9 protein-coding genes are annotated in these 12305 nt (G+C 67.0%); 6 read left to right on the top strand and 3 right to left on the bottom strand.

All coding sequences use genetic code 11. From position 1 onward, the window contains the following. Together AC5RWU_RS06785 and AC5RWU_RS06780 are read right to left on the bottom strand one after the other, a co-directional pair. On the bottom strand, positions 1-646 hold a 646-nt coding region (locus tag AC5RWU_RS06785), incomplete at its 3' end, for a ferredoxin reductase (protein WP_494036943.1). Between the two features lie 655 nt (positions 647-1301). Then, positions 1302-1502: a hypothetical protein gene (locus tag AC5RWU_RS06780; protein ID WP_494036942.1), complete on the bottom strand. Its 201-nt coding sequence runs from the start codon at positions 1500-1502 to the stop codon at positions 1302-1304. 590 nt (positions 1503-2092) lie between these two features. Between AC5RWU_RS06780 and AC5RWU_RS06775 the strand changes: the two genes are divergently transcribed. From AC5RWU_RS06775 to AC5RWU_RS06750, 6 genes are all read left to right on the top strand, one after another. Then, positions 2093-2500, top strand: a complete 408-nt coding sequence (locus tag AC5RWU_RS06775; protein ID WP_494031810.1) for a YciI family protein — start codon at positions 2093-2095, stop codon at positions 2498-2500. A 6-nt stretch (positions 2501-2506) separates the two neighbouring features. Beyond that, positions 2507-3652: an RNA polymerase sigma factor gene (locus AC5RWU_RS06770; protein ID WP_494031759.1), complete on the top strand. Its 1146-nt coding sequence runs from the start codon at positions 2507-2509 to the stop codon at positions 3650-3652. Between the two features lie 775 nt (positions 3653-4427). After that, positions 4428-7565, top strand: coding sequence for a metallophosphoesterase (locus AC5RWU_RS06765; protein WP_494031760.1), 3138 nt, complete (start codon positions 4428-4430; stop codon positions 7563-7565). A 69-nt stretch (positions 7566-7634) separates the two neighbouring features. Then, positions 7635-7967 (top strand): GAF domain-containing protein, encoded by a 333-nt coding sequence (locus tag AC5RWU_RS06760; RefSeq protein WP_494031761.1) that lies wholly within the window; start codon positions 7635-7637, stop codon positions 7965-7967. 273 nt (positions 7968-8240) lie between these two features. Further along, positions 8241-8612, top strand: coding sequence for a VOC family protein (locus tag AC5RWU_RS06755; protein ID WP_494031762.1), 372 nt, complete (start codon positions 8241-8243; stop codon positions 8610-8612). 5 nt (positions 8613-8617) lie between these two features. Next, a complete protein-coding gene (locus tag AC5RWU_RS06750; protein WP_494031763.1) occupies positions 8618-9460 on the top strand; it encodes a nucleotidyltransferase family protein in 843 nt (280 codons plus the stop codon). Here the strand turns inward: AC5RWU_RS06750 and AC5RWU_RS06745 are convergent. Continuing rightward, positions 9404-12304 (bottom strand): molybdopterin-dependent oxidoreductase, encoded by a 2901-nt coding sequence (locus AC5RWU_RS06745; protein WP_494031811.1) that lies wholly within the window; start codon positions 12302-12304, stop codon positions 9404-9406. The genes AC5RWU_RS06750 and AC5RWU_RS06745 overlap by 57 nt on opposite strands. Position 12305 lies beyond the last annotated feature (1 nt).

Below are 12305 nucleotides of genomic sequence, written 5' to 3'. Positions count from 1 at the left end.
GGCAGAGCCGTTCCAACGCTGCAGGGGATCCGAAGTCCAGCCGGCCGCTTTCGTTGGTGAACCAATGCGTCACGCGCAGGTTGCGGAACTGATCGGCGAGTTCGGAGAGTTCCTCGCGAAAGATGCTCTCTTCCGGCGTGCGGGCGGAATGGATGAGTACCACGTCTGCATCGGGACGGCGGGGTATGAGGGTTCGGACCATGGACATGACCGGGGTGATGCCGCTGCCGGCGGTAAGCATGAGCAGCGGCCGGGGCTGCTCGGGCAGCACGAAATCCCCCTGCGGAGGTGCCAGGAACAGCACATCCCCGGGGCGGGTGTTGCGGACCAGGGCATGGGAGACCGCACCGACGTCGGTCACGGTAATGGCGGGATCCTGGCCTGCCGCTGTGCTGAGCGAATACGAGCGCCAGTGCCACACCCCGTCCATCTCGACGCCGATCCGCGCCCACTGGCCGGCCTTGTGCGCCTGCCAGCCGCGTCCGGGCCGGAAGAAAATGGTTGCGGAGCCGGCAGTCTGGGGAACCACGCGGGTCACCACGCCGCGCAGCTGACGGGTGGAGGACACGGGGTTGAACAGGGACGCAAAATCTTCCGGGGCCAGTGGAGTGGTCAGAACAGATGCGGCACGCATAAGCCTGATCATGAACTCATCCTGATACCGCGTCCACCCATAATTCTCCTACGCATCACCATCGCCCGTGTGCAGCACCGCGAGCAAAACCGACCGGAACCAAACCATAAGGTTACTGAGCATTCTTCCTCGGGTCTAATTGCGGATCCGGGCAGGATCTACATGTTCATGGAGGGCCTGAACATGCCGCAGACCGCTGCCGTTCGGCAGGTGCACGGCTGGATGCCGAGCTCATGCCGGTGGGACGGTTGCTGTCCTCGGATGCCGTTTGAGGACGATGACTGTCAGGTCATCGTCCATTGGGCGGCTGCGGGCGGGGGTGAGAGGTGCCGGGAGGCCTGTTCTGCTGTGCCCGTCCCGGCTACGGCTTCGGCCTCCAGGGCTGCCTCGATTCGCTAGGTCTGAAATACAGCCCCCGCGCCCCGGCCCGCCGCCTGGACCCCCTGGCAAAAGAGCGGAGCTGTCCGGGGTCGCCGGCAGCGCAGGGCAGCAGGGACCCGGAGGCGGCTTCAGGGCCGTGCGGGCCGAGCCCGGAGCCGATTCGAATAGTGTCTGGTCATCGTTGATGAGAGAGGCGACAGGGCGCGATCCCCAGTAGGCCGCACCTGACCCCCACGGCAGGAGCATGAACCGTTCCTGAGCCGCGCCCTGTCTCGCAACAGCCTAGCTATCGGCGGGAATGTTTCCACCATGCGGCCGCGACAGCGGCCAGCACCCCAACGGCGAAGAGTACGGTTCCCACCCAGAACGGCCACCCAAAAGCGTGATCATCAGTGACGGATCCGACGACCCCCACCATGAACAGGATCAGGCCCAGCGGGATTGCCACCAGTGACGTACATTTCAACGTCAAAGCTTCCATGGTCACTGATTCAACCATGGGGCAGGGGAGGGTACCCCATCAGACCTTTCGCCTAAGACGCATGAGGAGATCACTGCGCTGGCTTCCGAATTGTGCGGTGCCCGTATTCAAACGCCGTCTGCACATCTGCTGCTAGGCCATTCTGAGCAAGGGCGCCGCTGTCCCGTTGAACCGGCTGAGGGGAAGCCCCTCGAGCGCTGGCGGCACAGCCCGCTGCACATGAGACCCCGGTGGTCAGGTCCTGGCGATTGTAGAAACCAAGGTATGCCGAATGGTCGCCCTCTATCGGAAAACCTGTAGCGCTTCACGCACCTGCACCGGGCTCTTTTTGCAGGCGGGGTATACGCAAATCCCGAGCCCTGTAGTTATAAGAGATTTCTCCGGCAGGGCAGTGGTGTGAGGGTCTTGCGGTGAGGGACCTGCTTATGCGACATGCCTACCTCCATATTCGATAGCAAATGGAATCAGGTGGGGGGGAGCTGGACTCAGGCATGGAGTCTGGGAAAAATGTCGCAGTGATGTCGAGATCCCGTGCGCGGTTCCGTCCCCGGGGTGAACACGGCCATAATGGGCCGTACCTCATCAAGGAGAACATGATGGCCAAGTACCTGCTGCTCAAGCACTACCGGGGCGCGCCTGCATCAGTTAATGACGTGCCGATGGACCAGTGGACGCCGGAGGAGCTTTCGGCGCACGTGCAGTACATGAATGACTTCGCCGCTCGGCTCGAGGGTACCGGTGAGTTCGTCGACGCCCAGGCGCTCTCCCCGGAGGGGACGTTTGTCCGCTACGACGGCGAGGGGCGGCCGCCGGTCACCGACGGCCCGTTCGCGGAGACCAAGGATCTGATCGCTGGCTGGATGGTGATCGACGTCGGGAGCTACGAGCGGGCCTTGGAACTGGCCGGTGAGCTGTCTGCGGCTCCGGGTGCGGGTGGGAAGCCGATCCACGAGTGGCTCGAGGTGCGCCCGTTCCTAGCCTCGCCCCCGGCCATTACGGAGTGACGCCCGGTGGATGAGGCCCTGCTGCGGACCCTCACCCCTACTGTGATTGCGATCCTCGGCCGCCGCGGAGCCGACTTCGCGGCGGCCGAGGACGCTGTGCAGGACGCCCTGGTCGAAGCGGTGCGTGTGTGGCCGGAGGACCCGCCGCGGGACCCGAAGGGCTGGCTGGTCACCGTGGCCTGGCGTAGGTTCCTCGACGCCGCCCGCGCCGATACCTCCCGGCGGCGGCGTGAGATGCTCGTCGAGGACGAGCCCATGCCCGGCCCGGGCGAGGCGGTGGACGACACGCTTCGGCTGTACTTCCTGTGCGCGCACCCGTCCCTGACACCTGCCTCGGCAGTCGCGCTCACGCTGCGCGCGGTCGGCGGCCTGACCACGCGTCAGATCGCCCAGGCCTACCTCGTGCCCGAGGCAACCATGGCCCAGCGGATCAGCCGGGCCAAGCGGACCGTCTCGGGCGTGCGGTTCGACCAGCCCGGTGACGTCGCCACGGTGCTGCGCGTGCTCTACTTGGTCTTCAACGAGGGCTACTCCGGTGACATCGACCTCGCCTCCGAGGCGATCCGGCTCACCCGCCAACTGGCGGCCAGGATCAGGCATGAGGAGGTGGCGGGCCTGCTCGCGCTCATGCTGCTCCACCACGCACGGCGCCCGGCACGGACCCGCCCCGACGGCAGCCTCGTACCTCTGGCCGACCAGGACCGCAGCCTGTGGGACACCCGCCTGATCGCCGAGGGCATCGACGTGCTTCAGGCGGCCCTCGCACGCGACCGGCTGGGGGAGTTTCAGGCCCAGGCCGCCATCGCCGCGCTCCATGCCGACGCCCGCACGGTCGAGGAGACCGACTGGGTGCAGATTGTCGAGTGGTATGACGAACTGCTGCGGCTCACCGACAGCCCGGTGGCCCGCCTCAACCGCGCCGTCGCGGTCGGCGAGGCCGACGGCCCGCGGGCCGGCTTGGCCGCCCTGGCGGGTCTCGAGCCCTCCCTGCCCCGCCTCGCCGCCGCCGCGGCGTACCTACACGAGCGTGCCGGTGACCCTGTGACCGCAGCACGGCTCTACACCGAAGCCGCCCGATCAGCGCCCAGCCTCCCCGAACGCGACCACCTCACGCGACAGGCCGCACGGCTCAACGCAAAGCTGCGCGGTTGAGTGGCCGCTCAACGGGGATAGACAGTTACCCGCGCGACAGCAGGTATGGGAAAACAAATCCACGAAGGCCACCCAGGAGCTCATCAACACACACCGCGTGAAACATCGGGCAGCCAAAGAAAAGGAAATCAGGCTTGCCGACGTGGTCCTTGTAGACGTGGTCCTTGTAGGAGACCGCAGCTGTGGAGTATCGCCCTGATGGACAAGCGGGGACGAAGCACCGAACTCGACGTCGATTAATGGAAAACAGCAGGAAACTTCGACGTGCACTGCTCCAGGCCGTTCCAACCGAGATCATCGGTCCGTTTCCCGAACCGTGAAAGCCTCGGCACTGTCCCGTTGGAGGGACCGGCTTATGCGACGCCCTCGGTCTGGGCGTGAGCATCGTCCTGACGGCCGCTGCATCCCTGGGGCATGCCGTCTGGATGAGCCGGCAGCCCTAGACCCGTTCCCTAACGGGAGACGGAGGGAACCGGATGCAGTCTTCCCATTATCGGGGCCTTGAGCCGCCGAAAAGATCGGCCCTCTGGCTAAGTCACCACAGCCCATCCCTCCGGTCAAGGGGTTGGCGCGGGCTCGAGGGCCGGTCCACCTCGCCGTGGACGAGGGTTCACCCGGGGTTCAGTTAGCGGCGGTGAACCGGCCATTCGGGATTCCTAGGGTTGCTGCGGGGCAGCCAATGGTGCGCCTCCGTCTCCACTCAGCTCTGACCGTCTGGGGTTCCAAGTCTTGGCGCCTCCAGACGGACCTTCCCGGGGAAAGAAAAACAAAATAAATGGATAATCGCAAAACCCTCGCACCGCTGGCGGCTGGCGCCGTCGGCCTGTCCATGCTGCTCGGCGGCATGCCTGCGGTCGCCGCCCCGATTGCTGATCCGGCAGCGGCCTCGTACTCCCACCTGGTGCTGAACATCGGCGCCACTGAAAACGACCGCAACTTCGTCTGGTACTCGAATGTCGACGGCGACCAGCAGGTCAAGCTGTCCGTCAAGGGCGCCGAAGCCGACACCACCCAGCTCCTGGACGCCGCCGAATCCGGTGCCGCGAACGACCAGCCCGGCTTGGGCTGGCAACAGGCCTCCGTCACGGGCCTCGTCCCCGGAGCCACCTACATCTGGCAGGTCGGGTCCGATGAGCTGGGCTGGTCGGAAGCGCAAGAGTTCGCGGTCCAGTCGGATGACAAGCTGGACGTGCTGGTGTACGGCGACACACAGATCGGCTCCGGCGGCGGTGTCCCCAGCGATGCGGGGGCCTGGCAGGACACTCTGGACAAGTCGCTCCACACGGTTCCCAACCCGGACTTCCTGCTCTCCGTGGGCGACCAGGTGGACGACCACGACTCGGACTCCCAGTACGACGACTACCTGGCTCCCGAGCAGCTGCGCCAGCACGCCCTGGCCACCAACATCGGCAACCACGATGACGGTTCCGTCTCCTACTCCGAGCACTTCAACATGCCGAACGAGCATGACCTGGCCGGCTGGGACGCCGGCCTGGGCAACTACTGGTACATCCAGAACAACGTGCTGTTCGTGTCGATCAACTCCAACGAGCAGGACCCCGCGGCGCACTCCGACTGGGTGCGGCAGATTGTCGCGGAGCACGGTGCTGGCGTTGACTGGAAGGTCGCCACCTGGCACCACGCGCCGTACTCCACTGCCTCGCATGCCACCGACGGAGACATCGAGTCCCGCCGCGAGTGGATGCCGCAGCTGATGTCCGAGCTGAACTTCGACCTGGTCCTCTCCGGCCACGACCATGTGTACACCCGCTCGCACCTGCTGAACCAGGGCCACCCCGTGGGCGACCTGAGCGCACCGGCCGAGCTGGCCAAGCAGGACGGCGAGGTGCTCTACCTGACCATGAACTCCTCCACCGGCTCGAAGTACTACACGATCCAGGAGAACATCGACTTCACGTTCAACGCCGTGGAGAGCCAGAACCGCCAGACGTCCTACTCGCATCTGGAAGCGGACGGCGACTCCATCCGTGTCACCACCCGCCAGACCGACGGCACCGTCCTGGACGACGTCACGCTGACCCGCGCCCCGGAGGGTGTCACACCGAACCCGGTCCCTGATTATCCGGCACAGACCGTGTTCGAAGGTGCCAGTGCAGTGGACGAGCCGGTGGAGAACGTGGCGGACCCGGAGACCGGCGAGGTCACGGTCGAAGCCCGTGTGCTGTCCGCCAATGACGACGCCGAGGAGTACGTCTCCAACGGAGAGATCTACCTGGACTCTTCCGACTTGGAGATCACCCAGGAGTCCCCGGGCGAGACCGATCCGGAGACGCAGAACATCGGCATCCGCTTCGACCAGGTGTCCATCCCGACAGGCGCCACCATCACCGGCGCCTACCTGCAGTTCACCACCGATGAGCCGGACAAGAACGCTGACCCGTTCAACGTCACGATCTCCCAGGAGAACACCGGCCATGCCGTCCGCTACACCGAGGATGCGAACAGCGTTTCCAACCGTGAGTACCTGGATGGGACCGTTTCCTGGACGGACATCCCGCAGTGGACCACCGCCGGCGAAGCCGGAGAAGCGCAGCGCACCCCTGACCTGACCAGCCTGGTGCAGTCTGTGGTGAACCGTGCGGACTGGGCCAGCGGCGCAGCCATGGCCTTCAAGCTTTCCGGTACCGGCACCCGCACCGCCGAGGCCTACGAAGGCGGCACCGGCGAGGAAGCTCCGAAGCTGATGGTCACCTACACTATGGACGACGCCACCGAACTGACCGCCACCATCCAGGAGGCGCGCGACGACGTCGAACAGTACACCGTGTCCGGGAAGATGGACCATGGTTCTTCCGACCTGGAAATCGTGGACGAAAAAGAACCCCAGATCATCGGACTGCGCTACGCCGGGCTGCAGATCCCGGCCGGCGCCGAGATCCTCTCCGCCCGCGTGCAGTTCACCACCGATGAGCAGGACAAGAACGTCGATCCGTTCAACGTCAGCATCGCCGGCGAAGCGACCGACTCGTCCGCCGCATTCAGCGATACCGCCTTCGATCTGGCCAACCGTGAGCTGACCGAGGCGACCGCTGCGTGGGCGGACATCGAGCCGTGGCTCGTCGAGCACGAGTCAGGCGCGGACCAGCGCAGCGCGGACCTGTCCGCCATCATCCAGGAGGTCGTGGACCGTGATGGCTGGGCCGAAGGCAACGCCCTGTCCCTGCTGCTCTCCGGTACGGGCCAGCGCAGTGCGGAGTCGGCCGACGGTGAACCTGCGATGGCTCCGAAGCTGAACATTGTCTTCCGCGCTGACCCGGCCGGCGAGCCGTCGCCTGAGTACACCCCGCCGGCGGAGAGCCTGTTCCCGGATGTGGTCACCGGGAACGTCTTTTACAAGGAGATTTCCTGGCTGGCTGAACGGGGGATCTCCACCGGCTGGCTTGAGGCCGACGGCACCCGGTTCTTCCGCCCGGTGACCCCGGTGGCCCGTGACGCGATGGCCGCCTTCCTCTACCGCATGGCCGGCGAACCGGACTACACCGCCCCGGCGGAGAGCCCGTTCCGGGACGTGACGGTCGGGAACATGTACTACAAGGAGATCGCCTGGCTGGCCGGGCAGGGCATCTCCACCGGCTGGACCGAAGCCGATGGAAGCCGCACCTTCCGCCCCTACGAGCCCATCGACCGGGATGCGATGGCAGCGTTCCTGTACCGGCTGGCTGGCCAGCCCGCGTACACGGCGCCGGAGGTCTCCCCGTTCACGGACATCGCCCCGGGCGTGCAGTTCTACAAGGAAGTCGCCTGGCTGGCCGGCCGGGAAATCTCCACCGGCTGGCTTGAGGCGGACGGCGCCAGGACCTACCGGCCCTGGAACCCGGTCAACCGCGACGCCACCGCCGCCTTCCTCTACCGCCTCGATACCAAGGGGCTGCTGACACCGGCCGCACCGTAACAGCACCAGTCCCTGGGCTCGTCACGGAACAGCCCGCCCCGGCATAACGGGGCGGGCTGTTCCCGTTAGATGCCGCATCAGGTCACCCCGGAGCCGAGTCCTGCATGCCTTCGGTTGTGCCTCCATCAGGCGGTGACGACTGCGGAACCCATCCAGGTGCTGCGTCTTCACGGCAAGGGATACCCCGGCACAGCAGTAGCCTGCAGCGCGGAAGGACCGGGCACATACCTGTTTGTGCCTATCAAGAATGCCGGCACAGTCATCGGAACCATGGGTATCCTGCACCATTCCGTGGAGCCTTTCGGTCCCATGACCATGACCTACCTGCAGGCCGTGGCAGCGCTGTACGGGACATCCCTCGGCGCCCGATCACGGGTGCCCGATCCTCCACTACGCAGGTGAAGTGGATTGTGGCGCGTGCCCATGGTCAGCAGCGCGGGAAGGACCGCGGGAAGACACCGCTGAGGACCGGAACGTGAAGGTAGCCCACGAGCTCAAAGCCCGGGGTCTTAAGCCTGCCGACAGCGGAAGATCATCAGCGCCAGCCGCGCCACGGTCTACCGGTACCTAACCACGGAAGCAGTTTCGCCCTGAATGCATCCCACAACAGCCTGTGACCACAGGTAAGCTGGCGATTGAGAGTTCACGTCCCGGATCCGCGGTCAGGAGCAATGAATGCAACTCGGAGCTTTCTCGTTCAGCCTCGCCGTTCAGGACATCGCGGCTTCAGCTGCGTTCTACGAGAAGCTTGGATTCAGCAGGTTCGGGGGTGACATCGCCCAGAACTGGTTGATTCTGAAGAACGGTGAGGCTGTCATCGGCCTCTTTCAGGGGATGTTTGAGAAGAACATGTTGACGTTCAACCCCGGCTGGAATCAGGACGCGGAGGCGCTTGACTCATTCACCGATGTGCGCGATCTCCAGCGGGAACTGAAAGCCCAGGGCATTCATTTCCACTCGGAGGCAGACGAGGGAACGACGGGGCCAGCGAGCTTTGTCGTGCTGGATCCGGATGGCAACCCGGTTCTCGTAGACCAGCACGTCTGATTTCCTTGCCTGCTGTTCCTGGGTCGGAACAGTCTATTCCCGGCGTCATCCTGTTCATCAACTACTACATCCAGATGGTCCTCGGCTTCGCGCCACTCGCCGCCGGCCTGCCGTCCCTGCCCATGACGGTGGTGCTGATCATCACCGCTGCCACGCCGCAGCCGGCGGCACCCGACGGGGACCGAACCGGGACCCGCCGTTCTAAACACCGGCCGTATAGTTGCCGCATGATTTCCACATCCCAGTCCCCGGCTCCAGTCTGCGGCGTCCTGCTGGCGGCAGGGGAGGGTCGGCGCCTGGGCCGCGGGCCGAAGGCGCTGCTGATGGTCGCCGGCGTCCCCCTGGTGCAGAAGCTGGCCGATGTGCTGGCCGAGGGCGGGTGCGCGCCGGTATGCGTGGTGCTGGGGGCGCGGGCCGGACAGGTCAAGGAGGCCGCCGACCTGTCCGGCCGCACGGTCGTGGTGAACCACGAATGGGCCGCCGGCATGGGCGGCTCATTCAGGTTGGGGGTCTGCACCTCACCCGCCGGACATGCGGTGCTGCTGGCCCTGGCGGACCAGCCGGGGGTATCCGCTCCGCTGGTACGCCGGCTGATCGCGGCGCACCGGCCCGGGCGGATCACCGCCGCCGGCTACCGCGGGAACGATGGTGTCCTTCGGCGCGGGCATCCCATCATCTTTGCTCCGGAGCGTGCGGCCGCAGCGGCCGAGCAAGCCCGGGGCGACGCCGGGGCGCGGGCCTATCTGGCCACGCACCCGGCGCTGGTGGATCTGGTGGACTGCTCCGATCTCTCAGACGGTGGGGATATTGACACCGCTGAGGACCTCTTCCGTCTCGGCGGTGCCTGAAGGAGTGCCTGAAGCGGTGCCAGCAGAGGCATCCAAACCGGGCACCCGCCCCGCGGCCTTCAGCGCCAGGTAGATCCGGTCCCGGGCCAGCGGCAGCGAGGTGAACCGGATCCCCGTCGCGTCCCGGAGGGCATTGGCCAGGGCCGGCGCCACCGGGTTGAACGGGCTCTCGCTCATCGACTTGGCGCCCAGCGGCCCCAGCTCGTCCGCGGTGCGCGCAAAGTAGACCTCGCTGCGCGGAACGTCCGCAAAGGTGGGGATATGGTAATGGCGCAGGATATCCGTGGTGACCGTGCCGGCGCCGTCGATCCTGACCTCCTCATAGAGGACGGCGCCCAGCGCCTGCGCAATGCCGCCTTCGATCTGTCCGCGGCACTGCCGCGGATTGACGACGACGCCGGCATCAGCAGCCTGCACACTCTGCAGGATCGCCACTTCCCCGGTGCAGGAGTTCACCGCCACGCGGAAACCGTGGACATTGAACGCTACAGAGCGCGGCGTGCCGCCCCACCGGCCCTCGGCCCGCAGCCGGACGCCGCGCTCGGCGGCCGCTGCGGCCAGCTTCGCGAAGCCGAGCAGCCGGCCCGCGCAGTCCACCCCGGCAGGCCCCGGAACACAGGAGTCCGCCGCCACCCCGGTCAGGTCGGCGGCGAAGGCGCGCAGCAGTCCGGCCAGTTCCTGCGCCGCGAACAGCGTGGCCTTGCCTGCCACCACGGTTCCGGTGGAGCCGAACGCGCCCGTGTCGTGCTCCGTCAGCGCGGTGTCCGACTGCCGGATCCGCACCGCGGAAGGGGACGTGCCCAACGCCTCGGCGGCCAGCTGGGAGTGGACGGTGGTGGTGCCGTTGCCGAACTCGGCGGTGCCGACATCCAGCCGGTAGCCCTCCGCCGTCAGCTCGATTGCGCTGTGCGCGTAGTGCCCGCGGGGCGGGACCGTGTCGATCATGGACAGCGCGGTGCCCTCGCCGACCAGCCATTCCGGGCTCAGCCCCTGGCCGCCGGCGCCGCGCTCGCGGCCCCGGTCCAGCGCGGTGCGGACCAGGTCCACACACTGGTCCAGCCCGTAGCTGCCGTAGTGCACGTCCTCTTCCGGCTCGGGGTTCAGGGAGAGCATGTGGTCCCCGCGGCGGACCATATTGCGGCGCTTGAACTCCAGCGGATCGATGCCCAGTTCCCGGGCCAGCTCGTCCAGCGCAGACTCCACCGCGAAGATCATCTGGCTCAGCCCGTATCCGCGGAACGCCCCGGACGGAACCGTGTTGGTGTAGACGCTGCGGGCATCCACCTTCTTAGCCGGACAGCGGTAGACGGCAATGGATTCGCCGCAGCCGTGGAACATCACGCCCGGGGAGTGGTTGCCGTAGGCGCCGGTGTTCGTGACGACGTCCAGGGCCAGGGCGGTTAGCGCGCCGTCGCGGCTGGCCCCCGCCTTGACCCGGATGGTGAACGGGTGGCGGGTGGTGGTGGCTATGAACTGCTCGCTGCGGGTCAGCTCCAGCTGCACGGGACGGGCCAGCCTCAGGGCAGCCAGGGCAAGGATGTCCTCGGTGAGCACCTCCTGCTTGCCGCCGAAGCCACCGCCCACCCGGCCGGCAGTGACCCGCACCCGGTCGCCGCGCAGGTCGAAGATACGGGCGAGCGTGCGCCGGACCAGGAACGGCACCTGGGTGGAGGTCCGCACGGACAGCGTGCCGTCCGGCTCCGTCCAGGCGATGGCGGCATGCGTCTCCAGTGCCACATGCTGCACGCGCTGGGTGCGGTAGGTCTGTTCATGCACGACGTCGGCGGCGGCCAGCGCCGCGGCCACGTTCCCGATTTCGCCGTGGACCTCCGCCACGATGTTGCGTTCCGGCGCCGCAATCCGTGCGTCGGCGCTCTTCTCCGCATGCAGCAGCGGCGCACCCGGCGCCAGGGCGTCGGCCGGGTCGAAGACCGCGGGCAACACCTCGTAGTCCACCTCCAGCGCGCGCACGCCGGCTTCGGCCGCGGTCACGGTTTCGGCCACGACGGCGGCCACGCGCTGGCCCTTGAACCGCACCACCTCGTCCAGCACCCGGGTGTCGTCCGGGTCGTCCGTGTACAGCTCGTGCTGGGCGGTGGAAAACAGCCGGGCGGGCGCATCCTCATGGGTGAAGACTGCCACGACGCCGGGAACGGCCAGTGCCGCGTCGGTGCGGATGGCGCGGATCCGGGCGTGGGCGTGCGGGGAGCGGGCCAGCTTCAGGTGCAGCAGCCCGGGCAGCTCCTCCGCAGGAACGTCCAGGGTGTAGCGGGCGGTGCCGGTGACGACGGCGGGCCCCGCCGGAGCGGGCGTGTCGGCTCCCAGCGCTCGGGGAGAGGGTCCGCGGGAGCCGGTTTTCGCCGTCGGAGGCGAGTCCAGTGCGCAGGAGGCGTCGGCCGGATGCGGGCAGCTGCCGCCGTCGGTGCCGCGTACCGCGTCCTCGATGGCGCGGTAGCCGGTGCAGCGGCACAGGTTGCCCTTGAGATTCCGCGGCAGGTTCCGCTTCTGGTCTTCGCTGAAGGTGGCGGCGGTCATGATCATCCCCGCGGAGCAGAAGCCGCACTGGAAGCCCTGGGCCTGAAGGAACTGCTGCTGCATGGGGTGCAGGCCGCCGTCGCCGGCCAGTCCTTCGATCGTGGTGACGGAACGGCCCTCGGCGCGGACGGCCGGGTAGATGCAGCTGTGCACCGGCTCGCCGTCCACGTGCACCGTGCAGGCGCCGCAGTCGCCGGCGTCGCAGCCCTTCTTGACCCCCAGCATTCCTTCCTCGCGCAGGAAGCTGCGCAGGCACTGGCCCGGCCGCGGAGCGTTGGCATGCAGTTCTCCATTGATTTCCATGGCGATC

Source organism: Arthrobacter sp. B0427-1-12 (assembly GCF_059092905.1).
Note: the sequence above shows the minus strand (reverse complement) of the source record. Positions and strands in the feature narration are given on the sequence as shown.

Bases quoted from the DNA above. Each gene is read 5' to 3' on its own strand.
- AC5RWU_RS06765 (WP_494031760.1), top strand. From the start codon at position 4,428: ATGGATAATCGCAAAACCCTCGCACCGCTGGCGGCTGGCGCCGTCGGC.
- AC5RWU_RS06755 (WP_494031762.1), top strand. From the start codon at position 8,241: ATGCAACTCGGAGCTTTCTCGTTCAGCCTCGCCGTTCAGGACATCGCG.
- AC5RWU_RS06760 (WP_494031761.1), top strand. From the start codon at position 7,635: ATGCCGCATCAGGTCACCCCGGAGCCGAGTCCTGCATGCCTTCGGTTG.
- AC5RWU_RS06775 (WP_494031810.1), top strand. From the start codon at position 2,093: ATGGCCAAGTACCTGCTGCTCAAGCACTACCGGGGCGCGCCTGCATCA.